This is a genomic window from Dermacoccus nishinomiyaensis (genome assembly GCF_900447535.1).
In the GTDB taxonomy this organism is placed as follows: domain Bacteria; phylum Actinomycetota; class Actinomycetes; order Actinomycetales; family Dermatophilaceae; genus Dermacoccus; species Dermacoccus nishinomiyaensis.
Genome location: NZ_UFXX01000001.1, coordinates 1,866,383 through 1,891,428, shown reverse-complemented (window position 1 = coordinate 1,891,428; position 25,046 = coordinate 1,866,383). Strand labels below are relative to the sequence as shown.

At 68.2% G+C, this 25,046-nt stretch carries 22 protein-coding genes; 7 read left to right on the top strand and 15 right to left on the bottom strand.

The window, feature by feature from the left end:
- Positions 1-5: 5 nt before the first annotated feature.
- A complete protein-coding gene (locus DYE07_RS08790; protein WP_115296779.1) occupies positions 6-614 on the top strand; it encodes a recombinase family protein in 609 nt (202 codons plus the stop codon).
- On the opposite strand, the gene dnaB is transcribed toward DYE07_RS08790, so the two are convergent.
- The 3 genes from dnaB to DYE07_RS08775 all read right to left on the bottom strand — a co-directional run bounded on the left by dnaB (position 579) and on the right by DYE07_RS08775 (position 5,340).
- On the bottom strand, positions 579-1,976 hold the full coding sequence (gene dnaB / locus DYE07_RS08785; RefSeq protein WP_074041083.1) for a replicative DNA helicase: 1,398 nt from the start codon (positions 1,974-1,976) through the stop codon (positions 579-581). The two genes, DYE07_RS08790 and dnaB, sit on opposite strands and share 36 nt — an antisense overlap.
- Before the next feature lie 779 nt (positions 1,977-2,755).
- A complete protein-coding gene (locus DYE07_RS08780; RefSeq protein WP_177817233.1) occupies positions 2,756-3,868 on the bottom strand; it encodes a peptidoglycan-binding protein in 1,113 nt (370 codons plus the stop codon).
- A gap of 383 nt (positions 3,869-4,251) precedes the next feature.
- Positions 4,252-5,340 carry a C40 family peptidase gene (locus DYE07_RS08775; RefSeq protein WP_147286910.1) on the bottom strand — a complete coding sequence of 363 codons (1,089 nt, stop codon included), beginning with the start codon at positions 5,338-5,340 and terminating at the stop codon, positions 4,252-4,254.
- Positions 5,341-5,662: 322 nt separating this feature from the next.
- On the opposite strand from DYE07_RS08775, the gene DYE07_RS08770 reads away from it, so the two are divergent.
- Together DYE07_RS08770 and DYE07_RS08765 are read left to right on the top strand one after the other, a co-directional pair.
- Positions 5,663-7,021 (top strand): MATE family efflux transporter, encoded by a 1,359-nt coding sequence (locus DYE07_RS08770; RefSeq protein WP_370447734.1) that lies wholly within the window; start codon positions 5,663-5,665, stop codon positions 7,019-7,021.
- Between the two features lie 106 nt (positions 7,022-7,127).
- Positions 7,128-7,949: a serine hydrolase gene (locus DYE07_RS08765; RefSeq protein ID WP_172462976.1), complete on the top strand. Its 822-nt coding sequence runs from the start codon at positions 7,128-7,130 to the stop codon at positions 7,947-7,949.
- 94 nt (positions 7,950-8,043) lie between these two features.
- On the opposite strand, the gene rplI is transcribed toward DYE07_RS08765, so the two are convergent.
- The 6 genes from rplI to DYE07_RS08735 form a co-directional block, all read right to left on the bottom strand.
- Positions 8,044-8,490 carry a 50S ribosomal protein L9 gene (gene rplI / locus DYE07_RS08760; protein ID WP_006944736.1) on the bottom strand — a complete coding sequence of 149 codons (447 nt, stop codon included), beginning with the start codon at positions 8,488-8,490 and terminating at the stop codon, positions 8,044-8,046.
- Positions 8,491-8,510: 20 nt separating this feature from the next.
- Positions 8,511-8,747 (bottom strand): 30S ribosomal protein S18, encoded by a 237-nt coding sequence (gene rpsR / locus DYE07_RS08755; protein ID WP_006944621.1) that lies wholly within the window; start codon positions 8,745-8,747, stop codon positions 8,511-8,513.
- A gap of 128 nt (positions 8,748-8,875) precedes the next feature.
- Positions 8,876-9,538, bottom strand: a complete 663-nt coding sequence (locus DYE07_RS08750) for a single-stranded DNA-binding protein (protein ID WP_062256943.1) — start codon at positions 9,536-9,538, stop codon at positions 8,876-8,878.
- 32 nt (positions 9,539-9,570) lie between these two features.
- The gene (rpsF, locus tag DYE07_RS08745) at positions 9,571-9,858 is read right to left on the bottom strand and encodes a 30S ribosomal protein S6 (protein WP_038569923.1); all 288 of its coding nucleotides are present in this window, start codon (positions 9,856-9,858) and stop codon (positions 9,571-9,573) included.
- Between the two features lie 213 nt (positions 9,859-10,071).
- Positions 10,072-11,439 carry a glycosyltransferase family protein gene (locus DYE07_RS08740; RefSeq protein WP_115296774.1) on the bottom strand — a complete coding sequence of 456 codons (1,368 nt, stop codon included), beginning with the start codon at positions 11,437-11,439 and terminating at the stop codon, positions 10,072-10,074.
- A 27-nt stretch (positions 11,440-11,466) separates the two neighbouring features.
- The gene (locus DYE07_RS08735) at positions 11,467-13,629 is read right to left on the bottom strand and encodes a transglycosylase domain-containing protein (protein WP_062256938.1); all 2,163 of its coding nucleotides are present in this window, start codon (positions 13,627-13,629) and stop codon (positions 11,467-11,469) included.
- Positions 13,630-14,070: 441 nt separating this feature from the next.
- On the opposite strand from DYE07_RS08735, the gene DYE07_RS08730 reads away from it, so the two are divergent.
- Positions 14,071-15,060, top strand: a complete 990-nt coding sequence (locus DYE07_RS08730; protein WP_040014517.1) for a GTP pyrophosphokinase — start codon at positions 14,071-14,073, stop codon at positions 15,058-15,060.
- A gap of 305 nt (positions 15,061-15,365) precedes the next feature.
- Here the strand turns inward: DYE07_RS08730 and DYE07_RS08725 are convergent, their stop codons facing one another.
- Positions 15,366-16,415 carry an NAD(P)-dependent alcohol dehydrogenase gene (locus tag DYE07_RS08725; RefSeq protein ID WP_038569929.1) on the bottom strand — a complete coding sequence of 350 codons (1,050 nt, stop codon included), beginning with the start codon at positions 16,413-16,415 and terminating at the stop codon, positions 15,366-15,368.
- Here DYE07_RS08725 and DYE07_RS15475 point away from each other — a divergent pair.
- From DYE07_RS15475 to DYE07_RS08710, 3 genes are all read left to right on the top strand, one after another.
- Positions 16,414-16,827, top strand: coding sequence for a hypothetical protein (locus DYE07_RS15475; RefSeq protein ID WP_422389157.1), 414 nt, complete (start codon positions 16,414-16,416; stop codon positions 16,825-16,827). The genes DYE07_RS08725 and DYE07_RS15475 overlap by 2 nt on opposite strands.
- A 199-nt stretch (positions 16,828-17,026) precedes the next feature.
- A complete protein-coding gene (locus tag DYE07_RS08715) occupies positions 17,027-17,533 on the top strand; it encodes a DUF4396 domain-containing protein (RefSeq protein ID WP_256594805.1) in 507 nt (168 codons plus the stop codon).
- An 80-nt stretch (positions 17,534-17,613) separates the two neighbouring features.
- Entirely contained in the window at positions 17,614-18,195 is a 582-nt protein-coding gene (locus DYE07_RS08710) for a YdhK family protein (protein ID WP_006944735.1), read from the top strand.
- Positions 18,196-18,600: 405 nt separating this feature from the next.
- Here the strand turns inward: DYE07_RS08710 and DYE07_RS08705 are convergent, their stop codons facing one another.
- The 5 genes from DYE07_RS08705 to DYE07_RS08685 all read right to left on the bottom strand — a co-directional run bounded on the left by DYE07_RS08705 (position 18,601) and on the right by DYE07_RS08685 (position 25,045).
- Positions 18,601-19,692 (bottom strand): inositol-3-phosphate synthase, encoded by a 1,092-nt coding sequence (locus DYE07_RS08705; RefSeq protein WP_074041087.1) that lies wholly within the window; start codon positions 19,690-19,692, stop codon positions 18,601-18,603.
- Between the two features lie 64 nt (positions 19,693-19,756).
- Positions 19,757-20,326 (bottom strand): PadR family transcriptional regulator, encoded by a 570-nt coding sequence (locus tag DYE07_RS08700; protein ID WP_038566193.1) that lies wholly within the window; start codon positions 20,324-20,326, stop codon positions 19,757-19,759.
- A 321-nt stretch (positions 20,327-20,647) separates the two neighbouring features.
- Positions 20,648-21,331: a prepilin peptidase gene (locus tag DYE07_RS08695; RefSeq protein WP_062256932.1), complete on the bottom strand. Its 684-nt coding sequence runs from the start codon at positions 21,329-21,331 to the stop codon at positions 20,648-20,650.
- A 118-nt stretch (positions 21,332-21,449) separates the two neighbouring features.
- Positions 21,450-22,343, bottom strand: a complete 894-nt coding sequence (locus DYE07_RS08690) for an HAD family hydrolase (protein WP_197418856.1) — start codon at positions 22,341-22,343, stop codon at positions 21,450-21,452.
- The gene (locus DYE07_RS08685) at positions 22,340-25,045 is read right to left on the bottom strand and encodes a phosphoribosyltransferase (RefSeq protein ID WP_115297128.1); all 2,706 of its coding nucleotides are present in this window, start codon (positions 25,043-25,045) and stop codon (positions 22,340-22,342) included. The genes DYE07_RS08690 and DYE07_RS08685 overlap by 4 nt, the downstream gene beginning before the upstream one ends.
- Position 25,046 lies beyond the last annotated feature (1 nt).

The following is a 25,046-nucleotide window of genomic DNA, read 5'->3' as shown; positions in this document are numbered from 1 at the left end:
TTCAGATGAGTCGGAACCAAACCCAGGGCGCTTCACGCGTCTCGTCGACGTCACAGAATCTCGCTAGGCAGCTCGAAGCGCTTGGGGGCGTCGATGAGCTGTTCACTGACCATCAATCGGGCAAGAGCCGAGCCGATCGCGCTGGCTTGTCGGATGCGCTGCGCTACGTGCGTCGCGGTGACACGTTGCGCGTCGCGTCGATGGATCGGCTCGCGCGATCGCTGGTCGACCTCGAGCAGATCGTCTCCGACCTCACCGCGCGCAAGGTGAGCGTCGAGTTCGTCAAGGAACGCCTCACCTTCTCACCCGACGCCACGGCCGACCCGTTCGCGACGTTCCAGCGCCAACTCATCGGCGCCGTCGCCGAACTCGAGCGTTCCCTCATCCGCGAACGCCAACGTGAAGGCATCGACCTGGCAAAAGTACGCGGCGTGTACAAGGGCCGCGCCCGCCGCCTCACCGACGAACAGGTTGCGCACGTGCGTCAGGCAGCAGCCGCCGGCGCGAACAAGGCCAAGCTCGCGATCGACCTTGGGGTCTCACGCCGCCTTATCTATGACGTCATCGCTGGCAACGGCTCAGAAGTTCTGACCGCCCATGTCCTTGAACCGTGAGTAGTGACCCTGGAACGCGACCGTGATGTCGGCCGTCGGGCCCGCACGGTGCTTGGCGACGATGATCTCGGCCTCGCCGGCCTTCTCCGACTCCTTGTTGAAGTAGTCGTCACGGTGCAGCAGGATCACCATGTCGGCGTCCTGCTCGATCGAACCCGATTCACGCAGGTCCGCCATCTGCGGGCGCTTGTCGGTGCGCTGCTCGGGGCCACGGTTCAGCTGCGAGATCGCGATGACGGGTACCTCGAGCTCCTTCGCGAGCAGCTTGAGCGCACGCGAGAACTCCGACACCTCCTGCTGACGTGATTCGACGCGCTTGCCCGAGCTCATGAGCTGCAGGTAGTCGATCGCGATGATCTTCAGGTCGTGGCGCTGCTTGAGCCGGCGCGCCTTCGCGCGGATCTCCATGAGCGACATGTTCGGTGAGTCGTCGATGAACAACGGCGCGTCCGAGACGCGGCCCATCGTCGTCGCCAGACGCGTCCAGTCCTCGTCACGCATCTGGCCTTTTCGCATGTGCTGCAACTGAATTCCGGCCTCGGCCGACAGCAGGCGCATCGTGATCTCCGTGCGCCCCATCTCGAGCGAGAAGAACGCGGCCGTCATGTTGTGATGAATCGCGGCGCTGCGAATGATGTCCATGCCGAGCGTCGACTTTCCCATGGCCGGTCGTGCCGCGATGACGATCATCTGCCCGGGGTGCAGACCGTTCGTCAGCCCGTCGAGCTCGGAGAAACCCGTCGGTACGCCGACCATCTGCCCGTCGGTGCCGGAGGCCTGCTCGATCTCGTCGGCCGTCGCCTCGATGACGTCGCCGAGCCGCACGTAGTCCTCGCCGCCACGCTTGTCGGCGACGGCGTACACCTCGGCCTGCGCGGCGTTGACGATGTCCTCGACGTCGCCGCCCTCGTCGCCGTAGCCCATCTGCACGATGCGGGTGCCGGCGTCGACGAGCCGGCGCAGCACGGCCCGTTCGGCGACGATCTGCGCGTAGTACCCGGCGTTCGCGGCCGTCGGCACCGACGCGATGATCTGGTGCAGGTACGCCTGCCCGCCGATGCGCGCGAGTTCGCCGCGCTTCGTCAGCTCGTCGGCGACGGTGATGGCGTCCGCCGGCTCACCTCGGCCGTACAGGTCGGTGATCGCGTCGAAGATCGTCTCGTGCGCCGGGCGGTAGAAATCGATGCCCTTGACCTCGGCGATGACGTCGGCGATCGCGTCCTTGCTCAGCATCATGCCGCCGATGACGCTCTGCTCCGCCTGCAGATCCTGCGGCGGCAGCTTGCCCGGCGGCATCGACGACGAACCCGCCCCGTCGAACTCCGGCGGCGCCTCGTACGGCTCCAGCTCAGCCACGCTCACAACTCCTCGAATCGGGTGCCACCCGCCCGGCCGACGCCGCACGATCCGTCACGACCCACCCTTGCACTCACCACCGACAACAGTAGGCAGACGCCCCGTCCGTTCACGAACCCGTCTGTGGACGGTGCTGTGGACAAGGTGTTGGAAACGCCGGTGGCGGTTGTGCACAGACGCGGGACAAACCTGTGGATGATTCGCCCGCCCGCCGTGGGAACCGCGCCACTGCGGTGATTCGCCGATCCACACCCTGTGGACGAAGATTGCTCCCGGTCGTCGACAACCTGGGTTGTCGTCCACAGCCCCGAAAGCCTCGAAAGCTCCCCCACCCCCCACCAGCCGGCCACGTTGCGTTCACGGCCCGCTTGGCGCCCATCGTCCTGCGCGACGCGCGGACCACCACGCCACATCAGACCCACGAGCACCTCGCTGCAGCGAGCGAGGACACCCCGACGCACGAACGTTCGCCGTGATCATCTTCCGAGGGTGGAACTCTCACATGCGGTCGAGTTCCGCCCCCTGAAGCATGGCGAACCAGTGGGGGGCTGATGCGCCGGGGTGCCATCCACTCAATCAAGACCACCCCGGCTTCCGGGCGTCACGACACACCTCAGCGCTGGATCGAAACTGTTTTCACAGGTTCACACGCACGGCGCGTGAGCGCCTGCCACCCGTCGACAGTCCGCGCGGTCGACACCCAGCCTGCGCGGCATCCCACGCCGCGCCGCCACGGCAGTGCACGTGAAGCACCCCACCCGGGCAGGCCGGGTGGGGTGTCGCCGTCAAGATCCGTTGCGCGAGACGCCGACCGTGCCCGGGACGTAGGTGGTGCCGAGCTCCTTCGAGTCGGCGATCTTGATGCTCGTGTAGGAGGAGCAGTCAACGATGCCCCAGTGCAGGTGCGGTCCCGTCGAGAAGCCGGTGTTGCCCGACAACGCGATCTTCTGCCCCTGCGAGACTCGCTGCCCCGCAACGACGTTCATCGACGACAGGTGCGCGTACTCCATGCAGAAACCGGAGGCGTCCTTGATGAGGACGGTGTTGCCACCGGTGACGTTGTTCTCGGTCTTGAACACGACGCCCGACGCGGAGGCGACGACCTGCGTCCCCGTCGGAACCCCGAAGTCGACGGCGTGCTTGTCGTAGTACTTGTGATGGCTCGCTGCCCCGTACGGACCCTGCGTGATGGGCGCCGGGTAGCCGTTGAGGAACGGCAGCTCGTACGGCGCGTCCGGGTGGACGAGCGGCGGGACGCCCGCCTGGCCGGGGGTACCGGTGTCACCACCGGTCGCCTGGTCCGTGGCGAGAGCGAGGGCATACGTCGTCTTCGCCCCGACGACACCGTCGACGACGAGGCCGTGCGAGCGCTGGAACGTCACGACCGCCGACTCGGTGAGCGACCCGAACACGCCGTCGACGTTCACCCCGAGCTTCGACTGGATGGCGCGCACGAGCGGGCCCGAGTCGCCGCGTCGGACGACGTCGCCGGCGCTCGGCTGTGCGGACGACGCGTCGAGCGCCGCCCACGTACGGGGGCCGACGACGCCGTCGACGTCGAGGCCGTTGGCGCGCTGGAAGTCCTTGACGGCCGCTGTGGTGACCGGGCCGTACCAGCCGTCGACGACGAGAGCGAGGCGAGCCTGCAGGGTCTTGACGGCCTCGCCGCGCGAGTCGAAGGTCAGCACGGGCGAGATGGTGGGAGCGGGCGCCGGCGCCGGCGTCTCCTGCGCCGCGAAAGCCGGGGCAGCCATCACAGCCGCTCCGGCGACGGGCAGCGTCGCGCCCACGCCGAGCGCGAGGGCGGATCGGGAGCCGCGGGCTGCGGCAGCACCGACGCGCGCGGACTCGACGCGGCCGTGGCGCGTGGCAAGGTGCTTGGGCAAGTACTTCGTCATGGCGGTTCGCTCCGTCGTCGAAGAGCGCCAGTCGACTCGCAGTGGGCGCTCGTGCTCACGTGTCGCACGGGGGTGCGACATGTCGAGGATGCACGAGCCGAACGTCGCCGCAAAGCACCCCGAAAATCACATGCATGTCGTTCTCACACCCCGTGATCTTCCCGTGATCACGCGGCTGACGGGCACTTTCGGCATGGTTCCGGGCAGCACGAAACGAACATCCTTTCGAGCCTCGAAAAAATGTTCGAAGAAATATTCATCATTCAGTTTTGTCCACGATGTGGGACGGCGCTCGGTCCGTCGTCCGCGTCAGCTTCCCCACTGTCGGTACGACCGGATCCGAGCGCCATCCCCTGCCATCGCGGCAGTCTCGACGCCGTCTTTCAGCGCAGCACGCGCGCGTAGCTCGACGGCTTGCCGTAGATCGCGCGAACACCCACGGTGGAACCTGGGTGCGGTGCGTCGATCATCATGCCGTCGCCGAGATAGATGGCGACGTGATACGCCGGGTAGCCGTAGAACAGCAGGTCACCCGGCTGCGGGTTCGTCGTGCTCGGGGAGTACGCCTGCTGCTGCGCGGAGACGCGCGGCATCGTGATGCCGTACTGCTTGAACACGTACGAGACGAAGCCGGAGCAGTCGAAGCCCGACGGCGTCGAACCGCCCCACACGTACGGCACACCCTGGAACGTCTTGGCGTACGCGATGATCTGCGCGGCCGTCGCGGACGGAGCAGGAGTCGTCGGCGTCGTCGGCACCGTGGGAGGCGTCGCCGGCGTCGTGGGCACCGTGGGAGGAGTCGGCGTCGTGGGAGCCGGCGTCGTGGGAGTCGTCGTCGAGCAGCCCAGCTTCGCCCACGTCAGCTTGCCGACGATGCCGTCCGCGTACAGACCGTTCTGCGCCTGGAACGAGACGACCCCTGCACGCGTGGCCCGCCCGAAGATGCCGTCGACCTCGACTCCGAGCTTGCTCTGCAGCACCTTGACGAGCGCGTGCGTCGAACCGAAGCGCAGCGTCGTGGTGTTCGCGGAGCACGTCGTCGGCGTGGTCGGAGTGGTCGGCGTTGCCGGAGTGGTCGGGGTCGTCGGCGTCGTCGCCGCAGCGAGCTTCGCCCACGTCAGCTTGCCGACGATGCCGTCGGCGTACAGCCCGTTGCTGCGCTGGAACGACTTGACCGCCGACAGCGTCGCAGGGCCGAAGATGCCGTCCGCGTTGACCTGGAGCTGCGCCTGGATCGCCTTCACCGCTTCCCCACGGGAGCCGAAGAACAGGACGGGCTTGACGGTCGGTGTGGTCGCGCTCGGCGTGGTCGTACCCGTGCCGGGTGCGGCCATCGCGGGCGCGGCCGCGACGAGGGCTCCGGTGGCCGGGATGGCGAGCGCCACCCCGGCTCCGAGGCCGGATCGAAGAGCGAGCTGCGGGCGCACGGTGCGCTCGCGTCTCCTCATGTGCAGGGGAGCAGGTGTACTCAAGTGAGCAGCCTTTCTACGGTTTCGCGTTCCAGCGCACCGCGTCTCCAGGGTGGAGACGCACGCCACTGCCACACCCTCGCCAGCCCCCGCTCACAAAGGTGCAGGCTTCACTCTGCCCGAGCGTTTCCTGAGTGTGAAATGAAAGTTGCCGACACGCCCGGTAAATGCTTGACTCGACGCGCGCCGCGCGAGATAAGCGGCCACGACGCCCACCTGGATCTTTTCCCGTCGTTCCGCGTAGTTTCGGGCCAATACCAGGAGTTAGGGGGCTCCGCCGAGCAGGCGCGCCGACGCGGTTGCACGAGAGGACATTTTTTCTCATATGATGAGACGGGCAGCGCGAGAAATGCAGGAAACCGACTCCCTGGGGCCCCAGATTCGCGCCCTTGCCGTGCCGGCCTTCTTCACGCTCGTGGCCGAGCCTTTGTTCCTCATGACCGATTCGTCGATCGTCGGCCACCTCGGCGTCACGCAGCTCGCGGCGCTCGGAGCCGCGAGCGCCGTCCTGCTCAGCCTCACCGGCATCTTCGTCTTCCTCGCCTACGCGACAACCGCACTCGTCGCACGCCGCATGGGCGCGAACGACGAGGACGGAGCGATCGGGGCGGGCCTCGACGGCGTGTGGCTGGCGTTGGCGCTCAGCATCCCGCTCGCCGCCGCGACGTTCGCCGCAGCGCCACTCGCGGTGCGCGCGATGACCAGCGCGCCTGAGGTCGTGGACGCTGGCGTCACATACCTGCGGATCAGCGCGCTCGGCATCCCGGCGATGCTGGTCTGCCTCGCAGCGCAGGGGCTGCTCAGGGGCCTACAGGACACGCGGACGCCGCTGCTCGTCACAGTCACCGGATTCGCCCTCAACGCGGCGCTCAACGCCATCCTCGTCCTCGGTCTACACACCGGCCTCGCCGGCTCGGCCGCCGGCACCACGGCCGCGCAGTGGCTCATGGCGCTCGCCCTGCTCGCCTCGATCGGCCGACGGGTGCGCCATCTCGACGTCCGCCCCCACCCGGGACGTGTCCTGGGTGCGGCACGCGCCGGGGCGCCGATCCTCGTGCGTACGATCGCGCTGCGCGCCGTCCTGCTCCTCACGACGGCCACCGCCGGGTTGTTCGGCCCCGGTACCCTCGCGGCGCACCAGATCGCATCGACGATCTTCACCTTCCTGACGTTCGCGCTCGACGCCGTCGCCATCGCGGCGCAAGCGCTCGTCGGCGAATCACTGGGCCGCGGTGACGCCTCACGCACCCGCGAACTGACCGCGACGCTCACTCGATGGGGTTGGCGCTGCGGACTCGTCGGCGGTGTGGCGACGCTGGTCACGGCGTGGTGGGTGCCCCTGCTGTTCACCTCCGATGCGACGATTGCGCACACGACGAGCGCCGCCCTCGTCGTCATCGCCCTCGTGAGCGCACCGTCGGGCGTGCTGTTCGTCCACGACGGTGTGCTCATGGGTGCTGGGGACGGCGCGTTCCTCGCCCGTGCGCAACTGGCGCTTCTCGTGGGCTACCTGCCACTCGTGTGGGTCCTGAGCACCTCGCGGGATGCCGTCACAGGCTGGGGGGACGCGGCGCCGCTCGTCGCGGTCTGGGTGCTGTATGCGCTCTACCTGCTCGCGCGCATGGCCGTGCTCGACCACCGGCGTCGAGGCACCGCCTGGATGCACCTCGAGAGCGCCGGCTGACGCCCCGCTCCCGCCGGCCCCGATGCTCGCGGGGCCGCGAATGCCCCATGGGCCGCCCTCACCCACTATCTTGAGGTCATACGCAGGCATCTCTCAGGGAGTTCCCATGACACACGGCCTCGATGATCGACTGCTCACGGGTCACGGCGTCAGCCGCCGGACCGCACTCACCGGAGCGCTCGCACTGGGCGCCACCGGCGGCGTCTCGACGCTCGGGGCGACCCAGGCCTCGGCCACCACGGTGGGGCTCTACGACAAGATGCACGCCATCGACGCATCCACGACCGGCGGGTTGTCCGTCGCCGTGCACGATCGGCGCAGCATGCGGGTGTGGCAGTACAACGCGCCGTTCCGCAACGAGTGCGCGAGCATCGTCAAGGTGCTCATCCTCGCGGCCGTCTGCTCGCGCGCTCAGAAGGCGGGGCGCGGCCTCACCGCGTGGGAGAAGAGCCAGGCCTCCCCGATGATCCGCGTCAGCGACAACAACGCGGCGACGAACCTGTGGCGCAGCGTCGGCGGCGCACCCGCGGTGCAGGCCGTCGCGAACAGCCTCGGCATGACGTCGACGCGCGCTGCCGGAGCCTGGGGTCTGACGACGACCTCCGCCTACGACCAGATCGTCCTCATGAACGAGATCAGCTGGCGCGGCAGGCTGCTCAACGCCGCCAACCGTGGCTACATCCTGACGCTCATGGGCCAGGTCGCGGCGGATCAGCGTTGGGGCGTCGGCTCGATCGGCACGAGTCAGGTGAAGAACGGCTGGCTGCCCTACGCCGGTCTGTGGCGCGTCAACAGCATCGGCCACGTCGGCGGCAACCGCAACCACACGCTCGCCATCCTGCAGCGCACCCCGACGATGGCGATCGGCACGTCCGTCGCCAACCGCGTCGCCGCGACCATCCACGCGCACCTCGCGACCGCCCTCTGACGCACGCACGACGAAGCCCCGCCCACGGACGAACCGTGGCGCGGGGCTTCGACGTCGCTCCGCCCCGGACGAGGCCGGGGCGGAGCGGTGAGGATCAGGCGCGGGCGACCTTGACGTCGACCGTGGCCTGCACCTCGGGGTGCAGACGCACGAGCACCGAGTACTCGCCGAGCGAACGCATCGGCGTCGTGATCTCGATCTTGCGCTTGTCGACGGAACCGGCGCCGGCTTCCTTGATCGCGTCGGCGATCTCACCGGTCGTGACGGCGCCGAAGAGGCGGCCGTTCTCGCCGGCGCGAGCCTTCAGCGTCACCTTGGCGTTCTCGAGGTTGCCCTTGACGGACTTCGCCTCTTCGAGCGTCTTGATGGAACGCGTCTCGCGAGCCTTCGTGATCGAGTCGACCTGCTTCTGGCCGCCCTTCGTCCACTCCGTGGCGAGGTTGTTGCGCAGAAGGTAGTTGCGGGCAAAACCGGGCTTGACGTCGACGACGTCGCCGGCCGTGCCGAGCTTGGAAACCTCGTGGGTCAGGATGACCTTCATGTCGGTGTTCCTTTCCTCGATCAGCGAGCGGAGCTCGAGTAGGGAAGCAGAGCCATCTCACGCGCGTTCTTGACGGCGTTGGCGATGAGGCGCTGCTCCTGGACGGAGACACCGGTGACGCGACGGGCGCGGATCTTGCCGCGGTCGGAGATGAACTTGCGCAGCAGCGCAGCGTCCTTGTAGTCGATGTTCTCGACCTTCGCCGCCTTCAGCGGGTTGGCCTTCTTCTTGGGCTTGCGCACAACGGGCTTTGCCATCGTGGTGCTCTCCTTCTATGAGAGCCCGAGTGGTGACTCGGGATAGCGAGTGTGTGAGTGGCCGGCACGTGCGTGCCGGGCCGGTGGGGCGTCATCGTCGTGGTGACGCCCGGGAAGAGGAGGAACGATCAGAACGGGGGCTCGTCGTACGACGGGCCGGTGGACCAGCCACCGTTGCCGCCGCCCTGCGAGCCGTTCGACTGGCCGCCGGCGTTGCCACCCGAGTTGCCGCCGAAGCCGCCACCCGAGTTGCCACCGGTCGCCCACGGGTCGTCGGTCGGGCTGCCACCGAAGTTGCCGCCCTGAGAACCCGAGTTGCCGCCGAAACCGTTGCCACCGCCGGAGTTGCCCCCGAAGTTGCCCTGGCTGACGTTGCCGCCGCCGTTGCCACCTCCGAAGTTGCCACCCTGGCCACCGCCGGAGCGCTGGGTCTTGTTGACCTTCGCCGTGGCGTACCGCAGCGACGGGCCGACCTCGTCGACCTCGAGCTCGGTGACGGTGCGCTTCTCGCCCTCCTTCGTCTCGTACGAACGAGACTTCAGACGGCCGGTGACGATGACGCGCGAGCCGCGCTGGAGCGACTCCGAGACGTTCTCCGCTGCCTCGCGCCAGATGGAGCAGGACATGAAGAGCGCCTCGCCGTCCTTCCACTCGTTCGACTGGCGGTCGAAGACGCGCGGGGTCGAGGCGATGCGGAAGTTCGCCACGGCAGCGCCGTTCGGCGTGTAGCGCAGCTCGGGGTCGGCAACGAGGTTGCCGACCATCGTGATGTTGACGTCACCTTGCGCCATGGGTGGTTCCTCCTACTGAATGTGGGGAGTTCTCAGGCGTCCTTGCGCAGGATCTTGGTGCGCAGGATGGACTCGTTGAGTCCAAGCTGACGGTCAAGCTCTGCAGCGGTGGCCGGGGTCGCGTTGAAGTCGACCACGACGTAGATGCCTTCGGACTTCTTCTTGATGTCGTAAGCCATGCGGCGACGGCCCCAGACGTCGACGTTGTCGACGGTGCCGCCGTCCTTCGTGACGACAGAGAGGAACTTCTCCAGCGAGGGCTGGACCGTGCGCTCGTCGAGCTCACCGTCGAGGATGATCATCATTTCGTAATGACGCATGCGGTAACCCACCTCCTTTGGTCTCAAGCGGTCACGGTCTCTCCGTGACAGGAGGGTTGCAGCGTTGCCGCGCCCTCTCGTCGTCGCACGCACCACGATGGCCCATCGAGCCGTCGGGGAGCACGCGCCGGAGCCACAGGTTGTGGATGAGACGGCACGAACCCCACAAGACTACCCGTAGCCGTCACCGGCGACCAATCTCTGTGGATGAACTCAGGCTGACGCGGCGTTCGCGTGCTGCCGAGCCGTGAGGCCGGCGCGGCGGCCGCCGTCGCCGTCCTCGGATGACGCGACGGTCGACGAACGCGTCGCGCGGATCGCCGCGGTGACGAGGTAGACCAGCCCGACCAGTCGCACCAGGGTGAAGAAGCAATACCAGCCGGAGGGCAGCGCCTTCGCCATGTTCGAGGCGCGCGCGATGAACCCCCACACGGTGATGAAGTAGACGAACTCGGCGCCCGCCCAGACGAGGTGGTCGCGCCACGGCAGCGCGCTGAGCGCGATGAGCGGCAGGACCCACAAGCACGCCTGCACCGGCAGGGCACGCGACGTCAGCATCACCGTGACGAGCATGAGCAGCGCGATGGGCGCGAGCGGCAGCCGCTCACGACCCTGAGCGAGAATCGCCCCCAGCGCGATCGCCGCGATCCACCCGAGCACGGCGAGGCCCGTCAGGACGGCAGGTGACAACGTCACGCCCGCGAAGCTGAGGATGTACCAGAGCGAGCCGTACCCGGCGCCCTGCTGGCGCCAGGCGGTGAACGCGGTGAACGGGTCGCCGCCCCACACGGCGATGACGGCGAACATCGCGACGCACGTCGCGCCCGCCCCGACGAAGAGCGCGAGGGCGCCCTTCGTGTGGCCGCGCACGAGCGCGACGACGAGCGCGGCCGCGAGGACGGCGCCGAGCGTCGGACGCGTCAGGAGGGCGCCCGCTAGCGCCACCCCCGCGAGCGGGAAGCGCGAGCGCTCCCAGGCCAGCAGCCCGGCTGCGACGAGGGCCACACCGAGCGCGTCGAACGAGATGAGCGCACTCGTGATGAGCACCGGCGACAACGCGATGTGGGCAGCCACCCAGGGGCTGTCGGGTCGCGACGCGGCACTCGCGCACACGGCGAGGGCGATGAGCAACGCGACGACGGCGGCCCCCCACGCGAACATCCCCTGCTGCAGCCGCAGCTGCGAACCGCCGGGCACGATCGTGCGCACGAGCCAGGTGATGAGTGCCGTCAGCGGGGGCTGGCCCTGCATCGTCGGGTTCGACCACGGCGACGATCCGGCGGGCGCGGCGACGGCGACGGGCAGGTCGGAGTAGCAGGCGCGCCACAAGGATCCGGGCGTCGCCCACCCCGTCGAGACACAGTGGTTCTTCTGCAGCACCCCGAGCGCGACGAAGACCGCGCTCAGCGCACTGAGGACAGCGGCGGCCGGGCGCCACCCGCGTCGCCCGACGACGGCGTGACGCCCCAGCGGCCCACCGACGACGTGACTGGCCTCCGCGGCCACCGGGTCGGTGCGCGTCGGGGCTCGACCCGAGCTCGGAGCGGTCGTCGGGTGCGCAGGCGTGGCCGTGTGCGTCATGGGGTCAGCCTAAGCGGGGGTGCCCGGTCAGCGACTCGCCGAGGCTCCCGGGGATGACCGGCCGCTCGCGGCGGCCGATGACGCCGCCGTCTGCGGCGGGCTCGTTTCACGTGAAACAGCCGCGCTGGAGGAGGCCGGCAGCGTCGCGTCAGGCGCCGTCGACCCGGACGACGCCGGGCCTGGGGCGTCCGTCGCGTCGGGCTGGGTGGGCTGGACGTTCGACTGCGTCGGCTCCGGGTAAGGCTGCGACGCGGCGCTGGAGGGCGCGGCGTACGTCTTCGTCGGGGTCGGTGACGCAGACGTGGACGCCGACTCGGGCTTGTTCTCGTTGTAGTACGAGCGCTTGGGCAGTTGCGTCTTCTTCTGCCCCTCGAGGGCGGCATCCATGAAGTCGACCCACACCTTGCGCGGCAGACCCGCGCCGTAGACGTCGCTCGCCGTCACACCCGGCAGATTCTGCATCGGCTGCGCCGTCTTGCCGTCGGTGCTGTAGTACATGCCGACACTCGTCGTGATCTGGCCAGGCGTGAAGCCGTTGAACCAGAGGTACTTGTTGCCCGAGGCCGTACCTGTCTTCGACGCCATGGCGCGCCCGAGCTCGTCCTGCGCGCCCGCCGCGGTGCCGTAGACACCCGTCTTGCCGAGCGCCCACGTGAGGTCGTCCGCGATCGCCTTGTCGTACACCCGCTTGCCCTTGGTGTCGACGGTGTAGGAGTACTTGCCGTCGAACGACTTCACCGTCGAGATGAGGTGTCGGTCATGGAACACGCCGCCGGAGTTGAGGGTGTTGTACCCCGTCGCCTGGTCGACGACGCGGCTGTCACCCGTGCCGAGGACGTTGAGGATGTTCGTGTCGTTCATCCCCCCGAGCGTCTTCGGCATGCCCGAGGCCTGCGCCGCCTCGAGCGTATTCGCCGGCCCGATCTCCCGGTTGAGCCGGACGAACGCCGTGTTGATCGAGTACGCGAGCATGTTGCTGATCGGCTGCCAACCCCACGACTCGTTCTGGTTGTTCTGCACGTACTTGCCGGCACCGATCGGCAGATAGTTGTTGCCGTTGTACTGGGTGTCGACCGACTTGCCGTGCTGCAGCGCAGCGATCGCGGTGTACAGCTTCATCGATGACGCCGTCTGCAGCATCGCCTGATCTGCGTCCGAGTAGGGCGACTTCACCGGGTCGTAGTCGGCGCCGCCATACATCGCGACGACGCCGCCGTCGTTCGCACGCTCGGCGACGAGGCCGGTGTGCAGCTTGCCGAGCAACGTGTCAGGCGTGTGCTTCTCCACCGCCGCGACGGCCGCGTCCTGCGCGCGCTTGTCGATCGTCGTCGTGATGCGCAGACCACCGCGGTCGATGTCCTCCTGGCTGAGCTTCAGCTTGCGCGACAGTTCGCCGCGGACGGAGGCGATGACGTAGCCCTGCGGCCCGTCCGCGTACTTGATCGGCTGACGCGGATAGAACTTCGGCATGACGGCCTTATTGCGTTCCTCGGCCGTCAGCCACCCCATCTTGAACATGCCGTTGAGCGTGTACGCCATGCGCTCGTTGGCACGCTGCTCGGAGTTGGGCCCGACGCTCGGATCCATGTTCTCCGGGTTGTTGACGACGGAGGCGAGGAACGCGCCCTCCACAGTCGTCAGCTGGGAGACGTCCTTGTGGAAGTACGACTGCGACGCAGCCTGGATGCCGTACGTCCCGCGCCCGAAGTAGACGTTGTTGAGGTAGGCCTGCAGGATCTCGTCCTTGCTCATCTCCTGATCGACCTTGAGGCTGATGACGACCTCCTTCACCTTGCGGGTGACCGTCTTGTCCTGCGTCAGGAAGTAGTTCTTCACCCACTGCTGCGTCAGCGTCGAGCCGCCCTGGCTGCCACCGTCACCGGTGAAGTCGTTGATGAAGGCGCGCGCGATGCCCGTCGGGGAGATGCCGCGGTTCGAGTAGAAGCTGCGGTCCTCGGCGGCGATGAACGCGTGTTGCACGTCGATCGGCACCTTGTTCAGCTCGACGGGGTCACGGTTCGTCGTCGTGAAGCGGCCCATCTCCGTCTTGCCGTCGGCGTAGTAGACGACGGAGACCGCCTGCGTCGCCTGCGTGTTGGCCTTGGGGATGTCGATGAACAGGTAGAGGCCGATGAACGTGAGCACGGCCAGCAGCACGAGGCTCGCGAGGGTGAGCAGGACGGCGCGCACGATGCGGAACGGTAACGAGTGCGCGCTCTTCTTCTTGCTCCCCCGTCGACGCCGCGCCGCGGGACTCGCGCCCTGGGCGCCCCGCGCACCGGCGCGGGAGGTGGGTGCCTTGGGACTACCGCTGTTCGACGGACGCGACCCGCCCCTCGACGGGGGTCGCTTCGAACCGGAATCGTTGACCACGGACGTGCCTCACTTTCGCGCGACGCACGACGTGCGGCGTCATTCTCATCGATCAGCGTACCGAGCGGGCTCCCGCCGCGTCCTCGTGGTGGCTGTCAATGCCTGTGCGTGAGCCGTGCCCGGAGCGCCAGCGCCGGGGCAACAGGGTGGTGGAAGTGGCGACGTGGGCAGGCCGTCGGGCGCAGTGCGACGTCCTGTCGGCCGCGGGGCGCTGCCGGCAGGTGACGTGCGCGGGCTGCATCTGTTTGGATGCTCTTCATGAGCCGACGGTCTCTGGAACGCGCGATGGCGACGTACACCTCCCGCTATCCCCGCACGCGGCGGCGTACGGACGACATGGTGCGCAAGGTGCGTTCGATCATCGACGACGCCGGCATCAACTATCTGTCGATCACGGGGCGCGCGAAGTCGCCGGCATCGTTCTCGGACAAGGTCGCTCGACGTGCGAGCGAGTTGGGGCACACCGATTTCGATCCGGCGCTCGACATCACCGATCAGGTCGGCGTCCGCATCATCACGTACGTGCACAGCGACATCGAGCCCGTCGCACAGTTGCTCGCGGAGAACTTCACGGTGCTCGAGGATCGCGACATGGGTCGTGAGACGGCGAGCGAGGGACGGTTCGGCTACGCGAGTCGTCACATGCTGATCTCGAACGATCCGTCCGCGACGGCGTACGACGCGGCGCAGTGCATGTCGGTGCAGTTGCGCACAGTGCTGCAGCACGCGTGGGCGGAGTTCGAGCACGACGCGCGGTACAAGGGTGACGTGCCGGCGGAGTTCGCGCATGAGCTGGATCGTCGTTTCACGTTGGCGGCGGGGCTCATCGAGCTCGCCGACCGTGAGTTCTCCGTCATTCGCGACACGTTGTCGAGTGGCCTCTCGCAGCAGGGTGAGGGCCGGTTCGAGGACGGGTTGCGCGTCGACGCCCGCGAGCTCGCGTCGTTCCTCGCGGGACGGTATGAGACATCGGGCTTCGCCCGGCCGGAGGCGTACGTCGAGGCCGCGAACTGGTTGACGGAGCTCGAGGTGACGTCGATCCCGATGCTGGCTGACGAGCTGAAATCCGTCGACTCGGAACGCATCTCACGTTCGATGGGCTACCGTCACCAGCCCGGTGCCGTGCGCCGGCTCGAGGACGACCTCCTCGCGCGTTACCGCGAGCGTTTCGTCGAACTGCCGGCGAACGAGGAACGTCGCGATTCTCTTCGCGGCCGCCTGCAACGGTTGGGCCGCGTCGGAGATTGAGCAGGCGTGTGAGCCGAGTGATGCGCACCGAGGCGCTCACCCAGTGAGGGACAAGGGGTGACGCAGCGCCGACGTCCAACCCCGCAACGCTCCATCTCCAGGCTCAGAGACCCGCAGCCCCGACCACCCGCGACGCGGACTCGTGATGACGAGAGCCGCCCCGGCCGAACACCGAGCCTGCGAGGTGTGCGGTCGAGGCGGCTCTCGTCGTTCCGCCCGAAGGCCTGTCGCACCGAGGCGGCGCGGCGATCCTGGGCGAGCTTGCGAGCTCAGGATCCGCGCCACCCGGAAGACGGGCCGAGGGATCAGGCGAACGTCTTGGCGTCGATGACGAAGCGGTAGCGGACGTCGGAGTTCACGACGCGGTCGTAGGCTTCGTTGATCTGGTCGGCGTTGATGAGTTCGATCTCGGCAGTGACGCCGTGTTCGGCGCAGAAGTCGAGCATTTCCTGCGTCTCGCGGATGCCGCCGATGTTGGAGCCGGTGAGGGACTTGCGGCCGCCGATGAGGTTGCCAGCGTTGACTTCGAGGGCTTCGGTCGGCAGGCCGAGCAGCACCATCGCGCCGTGGGGGCGCAGTGTCGCCATGTAGGCGCGCACGTCGATGTGGGCGGAGACGGTGTTGATGATGACGTCGAACTGGCCCTTGTGCTCCTTGAGCGCGTCGGGGTTCTCCTTCGTCGCGATCCATTCGGTGGCGCCGTACTTGCGGCCGTCCTCTTCCTTGGAGCGCGTCTGGCTGATGACGGTCACCTCGGCGCCCATTGCCTTGGCCAGCTTGACGGCCACGTGGCCGAGACCGCCCATGCCGACGACGGCGACCTTGGAGCCTTCGGTGACGCCCCAGGTGCGCAGCGGCGAGTAGGTGGTGATGCCGGCGCACAGCAGTGGCGTGACGGCGGCGGCGTCGAGGTTCTCGGGGATGTGGAGGGCGAACGCTTCGGAGACGACGATGGCCTGCGAGTAACCACCGGCGGTCGGGCGCCCGTCGTGACGGTCGATGCCGTTGTAGGTACCGACGGCGTTCGGGCAGTTGTTCTCCTCGCCCTTCTTGCACCATTCGCACTCACGGCACGAGTCGACGAGGCAACCGACACCGGCACGGTCGCCGACCTTGAACTCGGTGACGTCGGAACCGATCTCGGCGACGCGGCCGACGATCTCGTGGCCGGTCACCATGGGGTAATTCACCGGGCCCCACTCGCCGCGGACGGTGTGGATGTCGGAGTGGCAGATTCCGGCGTACTCGATCTCGATGCGGATGTCGTCGGGGCGCAGGTCGCGGCGCTCGACGGTGCCGGGCTCGAGGGGCTTGTCGGCGGCAATGGCCTGGTAGCAGGCAACAGTCGTAGTCATGATGCTGACGCTACGCCGACGCGGAGTGAGAAGCATTGTCACGTCGGCGAGCGCCGTCTCACATGGGTTCCGTGAGGTCACGAAGGCGTTCGGCGATCACGCCGACGTCGTCGAGACTCCCGGCAGCGACGTCGACCATGAATTCATATCGTTCGTCATCGCTGCCGACGAGATGAGTCCCGTTGAGGGCGAGGAACAGCCAGAGCGCACCGAGCGCCGTCCGCTTGTTGCCGTCGACCAACGCGCGATTCTTGGCCAGGGAATGGACGAGTGCGGCTGCCTTCATCAGGATCCCCGGGTAGACATCCTCCCCGAAGACCACCGCTTGCGGCCGAGCCAGGGCCGATTCCAGCAGACCCCAGTCCTGCTGGCGCGCCGCGCCGACCGCCGGTCAGGGCGCCTCGAGCCGTGAGTTGAGGGCCGAAACTCTGCCATGCAGGAATTCGGGCCTCAACTCGACGACAGCGACGAGGTCGACGACGGACGCTCTCCGTCCAGTAGGTGCAGTGAAACCTCCCAGCAGTCATGGAATACCCCCTAGGGGTATCGGCGTTGCGGCTGACATGAGCGAACACGAACACCATCACGGCTCAGGTCATGACATGTCGTCGATGGCTGCGTCGGCCACGCTGCACTGCCTCACCGGATGCGCCATCGGCGAGATCGTCGGGCTCATCGCCGCAACGGCCCTGGGATGGGGCAACGGCCTCAGCACGGCCGTCGCGATAGCCCTCGCGTTCGTCTTCGGGTACACGCTGTCAGCGACACCGCTGCTGCGCTCAGGCATCCCCGCCAAGCAGGCGCTCCTGCTCGTCCTCGCAGCGGACACCGTCTCGATCGCCACGATGGAGCTCGTCGACAACCTCGTCATGTGGCTCGTACCGGGTGCGATGGACGCACGGTTGATGGACCTGCTGTTCTGGGTCTCGATGGCGGTGGCTCTCGTCGCGGCCTACGTCGCCGCCTACCCGGTGAACAAGCACTTGCTGCGCCAGGGCAGAGGGCACGCGATCACTCACCACGCCAGCGGTGCAGCGATGGACAACAAGCCCCTGGCGTACGCCATCACCGCGTTCCTCCTCGGCGGCGCCGTGGCATCGCTCGGCACACTGCTGTGAACCCACGCCGCTCTGACAGAACTCAGAGGGACGTCCGCTATGTTCGTCGAACACGCCCCCGAAGCGAAAGGCCGCACCTCATGAACCGTCGAAATCTGGCCGCCACTGCGGCCGCCGCCGTGGCATTGGGCGCCGGCACCGCATGTTCCTCCGGCAGCGACCATTCCTCGCACTCAGGCATGCCGACGTCGGCCGCGGCCACGTCGACGTCGGCCTCCTCCGGCCATGGTCACATGCACGAGATGGACGGCGGCCCGGCCCCGGCGGACATGACCCCGGCGAAGAACCCGAGATTCCCGGTGGGCAGCAGGGTCACGCTGACGACCGATCACATGGACGGCATGAAAAATGCCCCCGCGACCGTCGTCGGGGCCTACCGCACCGCCACATATGCGGTGAACTACCAGCCCACCACCGGCGGTGCGATGGTCAAGAACCACAAGTGGGTCGTGCAGCAAGAGCTGAAGAGCGCCGGCACAAAACACCTCGCCGACGGGGAAGCCGTCACCATCACAGCTGACCACATGGACGGCATGCAGGGCGCCGAGGGCACCATCGCGTCGTCCACCACTCAGACGGTGTACATGGTCGACTACACGGCCGACGGAATGACGATGAAGAACCACAAGTGGGTGGTGGAGGACGAGATGAAGTCTCGTTGAGGTCGCACCGATCGTTGCGCCGGCCCGGCTGCGCCCTCGCGTGAACGCACAACTCGTCGCGTGCAGGGTCGCGACGCCCAGCGACGTTCCGACGAGCGTGCCGAGCAACGCGCCGGGCCCTTTCGACCGGCCGACGCGGGGTGTCGCGCGGCCGGGTGCGTGCGCAGACTACCCACCCGTGGGGTCTGAAACTCCGCAATGCAGAGTTTTAGACCCCAAGCCATGAGTTGAGGGCCGAAACCCTGCAGTGCAGAGTTTCGGCCCTCAACTCGTCAACCCGTTCAGGTCGCCGGACGGCGCGACATCGATGCCGACTCAGCGCTCTTCCTCTTCTGAGCGCTTCCTCAACGCTCACTTCGGCAGGATCCTCGCTTCGCTGCGGTCCTACCTCCGCTCGCTTGATCGTCAGCGCTCTTCATCACCGCGGATGAAGGCCTCCAACATCTCGCGGCCCACGGTGTCCTCGCGCTGCTCGGGCGGGCTCTTCATGAGGTAGCTCGACGCCGACAGCAGCGGGCCGCCGACGCCACGGTCCTTGGCGATCTTCGCGGCGCGGATGGCGTCGATGATGATGCCGGCCGAGTTCGGCGAGTCCCACACCTCGAGCTTGTACTCCAGGTTGAGCGGCACGTCACCGAACGCCCGGCCCTCGAGGCGCACATACGCCCACTTGCGGTCGTCGAGCCACGCGACATAGTCGGACGGGCCGATGTGCACGTTCTTGTCGTCGATCTTGCCGGCGAGCGAACCGGAGAGGTTCGACGTCACGGCCTGCGTCTTCGACACCTTCTTCGACTCGAGGCGCTCACGCTCGAGCATGTTCTTGAAGTCCATGTTGCCGCCGACGTTGAGCTGGTACGTGCGGTCCAGCGCGACACCGCGGTCCTCGAACAGCTTCGCCATGACGCGGTGCGTGATCGTCGCACCGACCTGGCTCTTGATGTCGTCACCGATGATCGGCACGCCCGCGTCCTCGAACTTCTTCGCCCACTCCGGGTCGGACGCGATGAAGACGGGCAGCGCGTTGACGAACGCTACACCCGCGTCGATCGCGCACTGAGCGTAGAACTTGTCGGCGCCCTCCGAACCGACGGGCAGGTAGCTGACGAGGACGTCGACCTGCGCGTCCTTGAGCGCCTGCACGACGTCGACGGGCTCCGCGTCCGACTCGTCGATCGTCATGGCGTAGTACTTGCCGACACCATCGAGGGTGTGCCCGCGCTGCACGATGACGCCCGTCGGCGGCACGTCCGCGATCTTGATCGTGTTGTTCTCGGAGTTGTTGATCGCCTCCGACAGGTCGAACCCGACCTTCTTCGCGTCGACGTCGAACGCCGCGACGAACTCGACGTCACCGACGTGGTAGTCGCCGAACGTGACGTGCATGAGACCCGGCACGTGTGCGTCAGCGGACGCGTTCTTGTAGTACTCGACACCCTGCACGAGCGAACTCGCGCAGTTGCCGACGCCGACGATGGCGACGCGAATATTTCCCATGGAACTCACTCCGTTGTGGACGAGCCTTCGATCCTGACGGACGACGCGAGCGCCGCCCGAATCGTCAGGTCTCGGAGGCGAGGGGGCGCGGATCGGCAACAGCCTTCCGCTCGATCTCGATGAGTTCGTTCACCCAACGCACCTCACGCTCCGTCGACTCGATGTCATGACGGAACAGCTCCGCAATGTACGAATCGCGTGTGCTGCGGCTGTCCATCGCCTGCTCGCGGGAGCGCTCGAGACGCTCCTGCAACCGCAGACGTCGCCCCTCGAGGATGCGCAGGCGCACCTCTGCGCTCGCGCGCGAGAAGAAGGCGAAGTGCACGTCGAAGTTCTCGTCGTCCCACGATGCCGGGCCGGAGCGCGACAACTGATCCGCGAAATGATCCCGACCCTCGTCGGTGATCTCGTACGTGATGCGAGGGCGCCGACCGCCGGGAGCGAACGACGCGCTCTCGGAGATGAGGCCCTTGCGGGACAGCTTCGCGAGACACGGATACAGCGACCCGTAGCTCACGACACGAAACGCACCGAGCACACCGGTGAGCCGCTTGCGCAACTCGTACCCGTGCAAGGGCGCCTCATGCAGCAGACCGAGGACGGCGAACTCGAGCACCGTGCCACGACGTGACATGCCACTCTCCTTCGCCTCGAAACAGTCTGCGCCGCACCGCGCGACACGAATGCCCAGTTTTTCAAACGGACGCGCCACACGGAAATGACGAGCGGGTGAACGCTCAGAGACATTCCTAACAGATGTATCGAGTCGAGATATCGAAACGCGGCAAACTTCTTCGGAACGGTGTGGACGACGAGGAGGTCAGCACCACCCGTCGGCACAGCGCCACGCCGGAGGATCTGCGCGCCACGCCGACTGACCGGAGTAGGTCCCCGGGCCGGACGGACGCCCTGGCGTGAGCCTTCCGCGCGACCCTTCGCCGTCCGTGAGGGCGCGTCAGGCCAGCGCGAGGGCGGCGAGGGCGCCGGCGATCATGAACGGGCCGAACGGCATGCGCGCCTGACGGCCCCTGCCGCGCGCGAGCAGGACGACGCCCCATGCGCCGCCGAGCAGGAAGGCGGCGACCGTGCCGGTGAGCCACACGTCCCACCCTGCCCAGGCGAGCAGCGCGCCGAGCGTCGGGGCAAGTTTCACGTCGCCGAGCCCCATGCCGGAGCCGCCGCCGAGCAACGCGAGAGCGAGGTAGCACACGCCCAGCGCGACGGCACCAGCGATGGCGCGGTGGGCGGCGTCAGCGTCGAAGACCGTCGTGCCGGAGCGGTGTGCGTCGACAAGACCCGCCAGCACGAGACCGCCCGCGACGACGCCCGCCGCGCGCAACGTCAGCGCGTTGGGCAAGCGATGGACGTCTAGATCGATGACGGCGAGCCTGACGAGGGTGGGCGCGACGAGTACGAGCGTCAGCACGAGGCCGGGCCGCGTACCCCACCACACCTGCATCGCCGCACCCATGAGCACGACGGCGAGCGTCGACGCTGCCAGCCACACGATGTCGAGGCGTGCGAGCGCCGGCGCGCGGTAGGTGACGCCCTGACGATGGCCTGCGGCGACGACCTCGCGCGCACCGAGCGTCAACGCACCGAGGAGGAAGAGCGTGACACCGGTCACGGGCAGCAGCATGCGTCGATCATGTCAGCGCAACAGGCATCGGGCGCCGTTGCCGATCGAGCAGTTTCCCGCGCCAGGCACGAGACCGGCGACGAGACTGGCCGGGTGGGCCCTGCGAAACGAGCGCGCGTCACCGCACCGCCGCGAGCAGCCGCGCACATACCTCGCGGCCACCGAGGACGCCGGACGCCGTCGTCACCTGCAGGCCCGGGCACGTCCAGTCGAGATCGTCGAGCTCCCCGTGGCGCGGACGGACGGGGGCGTCGACGGACGTCAACAGGTCCGTGTCGAGCAGCGAATCGCCCGCCGCGGCCGTGAACGTCGAACCCGTGCGACGCCGCACCTCCGCCAGGCCTCGCGACTTGCGCAGCGGCCGCGGCACGACGTACAGCTTGCGGCCCTGCAGCGACACCTCCCAGCCGCGCTCACCCGCCCACCCCGTCAGGTCGCGCACCACCGACGCCGGCAACTCGGCGCGCTCCACGACGAGGTAGGCGAACATGCCCTCGGCGTCGCGCAGCTTGCGCAGCCACCCCGGATCGGCGATCGCCTCGAGGTGCTCGCGGATCTCGGCGAGAGGCGCGCACGAGCCGTCGAGCTCGTCGAGGACGGCACGGTGGTAGTCCTCGTCGCTGACGCCGTCGACGAGCAGGAACCCTCCGTTCGTCGTGACGGCGTACTGCGGGTCGATCGGCAGCCGGATGCGCTCGTACTGCGCACGCGTCCGCGTCGTCGACGGCACGAACGTCGCCACGCGATGCATCTCCTGCACGAGCGCGACGGCGTCGACCGTCAGATACGACAACGGCAGCTTGTCGTACACCTCCGCCACGAGCAGGACGGGTGCGTCGGCGTCAGCGCCGGCGAGTGCGAGCGCCTTCGCGGAGTAGACGAGCGTCCGGTCGAGGTCGCACGCGACGATGGCGTCCCCGCCTGAGGGCCGGGGCGGCGCGGCGTCCGCGTAGGCCGCGACGAGGGCGCGCAGCTCGTCCGTCATCGGCATCGAGACGGGATGCGTCGTCATGCTCGCTCCTTCGGGTCGCGTGTGGCCGAGGTGCCGTCATCGCCGGTCGCCCCGCGGGTGAAGCGCGGGTGGATGAGGCCGACGCAGCTGTAGTCGAGGCCGGGATACTCCTCGACCGGCACGCCACGCGCCGCGGCGAGCGCCTCGATGTGGCGCAGATCCTCGCCGACGCCGGGCGCGACGAGGATCTTCCAGGGCACCCGGCGCAGCAACACGCGGGTCGTTTCGCCGACGCCCGGTTTGACGAGGTTGACGCTGCCGATGCCGAACTCCTCGGCGAGCTTCTCGACGGTGGCCCACCCCGTCCACCGGGGTGGCTCCGCCGCGCATCGCGCCTGCGCCTCGGCGCGGATGTCGTCGGCGTCCGCGGCCGGCGGGAATGCTCCCGTGACGGCGTCGACGAAGAGTCCCGACACGTCGTGCGGCGCGAGTTCGGCGTAGAACTTGGCCCCATGGAACTGGCCGGGCCCGATCAGAGCGTCGTTGAGCACGGTGCGTGACACGAGACCGGAGACGGTCGAGTTGAGGCAGGCGGAGGGGATGAGGAAGTCATCACGCGTGCCCCACATCGTCGTGCACGACCCGGTGTCGGCGAGCACGGCGAGCGTCGGATCCAACTGCACCCCCGTGGCTTGCTCGTACTCGGCGAGCGCCGCGACGAGTTCGCGGCTGATCGCGCCCTTGCCCGTCCAGCCGTCGACGAACAGCACCGAAGACGCATCGTGCCGCGCCACGATGTGATCGAGCGCCACCGTGTCGATGCCGCGCCCGCGCACGATCGAGACGGCATAGTGCGACACGTCGAGCCCGCGCGCCTGACGGGCCCAACGCTTCATGAGCACCCCCACGGGAGTGCCGGCCCGGGCGAGGGAGACGAGGACGAGGTCATCGCCGCGCTCTGCGAGCGCGAGCTCGGTGACGGCGGCGACCGCAGCAGCCACCCGGGCCTTCGACATCTCCAGCGCATCACGGAACAGCTGTCCGTAGGCCGCGTCCGGTTGGTACTCGACGGGCAGGCTCTCGGCATAGTGCGCGCCGCCGGACTGGATGGCTTCCTCGCGTTCCTCGGTCGGCGCCTCGAGCGTGACGCCGGACAGATCTTCGAGCAGCCACGTCACCTCCTCGGGCGCGTACGAACCAAACGTCGGGCCGACGAGTTCGCGCGCCGGGGCCGTCGCCGGTTCGGGCAGCCGCGCGACGACGACGCAGTCCGTACTGGCCGCGAGCGCCTCGATGACGCCATCCGGGGCGTGCAGCTGCGGCATCAGGCTCGGCGGGTCGACGCACAGGACGATCGCCCGCCACGGTGTTTCACGTGAAACGTTGTACGTGAAACGCGGGCCGTCACCGTCGGCCGGGTCATCGAAGGCCGGGAACGTCAGCGCGTTGCGGATGGCATAACCGGGGTCGTCCACGGCGAGTACGGGCGAGCGGGTGGTCGTCGAGAACCGCGTGGCGACACCGCGTTCGCGCAGCGCGCATGCCAGACGCAGCGGCGCGTCCATCAGCTCTTCGGTGCCGAGGACGAGCACCTCACCATCGCCGTAGGGCAGAGCCTGTGCGACGACGGTCGCCGCCTCCGGAAGCGTCGCGGTCAGGGGGGCGAGCTGCGCAGGCGTCACCCCGTGACGCCCCGTCAACGGGGTGCGGGGCGGCCACGGCACGTCGACCTCGGTGATGGTTCCCCGGGCAGCATTCGGTGCGGCCGTCGAGACATGGGCGCGCCCCGATGCCCACGCAGCCTTCGACTCGGGCCCCTGCTCCGGGCCGGCATCTCTCAGGACGCTCGCGCGCGACTCCACCTGCTCGACGAGCCGCTGCCCGCGCTCGAGCACGTCGCTCGGCAGGTCGAGGTGACCGGCCGCGAGCGAGACGACGTCGATCTGCACGCCGAGCTCAGCGGCGCGGGTGGCCATCGCCGCGCGATCCTTCGCGTTGCGCATGTCGACGAGCGTCGCGATGACGTAGCGCACGCGCGGCAGGCTCTCGTGCAGCGCGGCGATGGTGTTGAGCACCGTGCGGCCCGTCGACAGTTCGTCGTCGACGAGGACGAGCGGCACGACGCGCCCAGCAGAACGCCGCGCGAAGAAGCCGTCGTCCGAAGGCAGGACGAGGTGGCTGGTGGCGTGCGAGTGCTCCTCCTCGAAGGCGCCGACGGGCGTGAACCCGGCGACGGGGCGTCGCGTCGAATGGATCGCCGGCGCCCGCAGCGCATCCGCGACGCACTGGCCGAGCGCCGTCGCCGTCTCGGCGAACCCCATGACGACGCATGCAGGTGAGTGCTGCAGATCGACGAACGAGTCGACGGCGCAAGTGAATTCATCGACCACCCGCGCGTCGTCAGGAGCCCGGTGAGCCTCGTGCAGCGCCTGTCCTACGCGTGCGAGAGCACCATCGACGACGTCAAGGCCCTGCGCACCCGAGTCGTCGCTTCCCGCGTCACTGCTACCAACCGCCGCTCCTGCGTCGAGAACCCGACGCACCAGCTCGCCGAGCGCCCGGCCACTGCCGCGCACGATCTGCGGGTCGACGGGCACGTGCTTGCCGAGGACGTTCGAGACGAGCAAGTGTGCGCGACGAGGGTTGCGTCGCACCGCGAGCCCGACGAGGTCGTGCAGATCGAGCCCCGGCAGCGCCTGCGTCGTGCGCAGGTCGGCACCGAGGCGTTCGGCGACCCACTCGCCCGGCCACGTCGTCGTCATG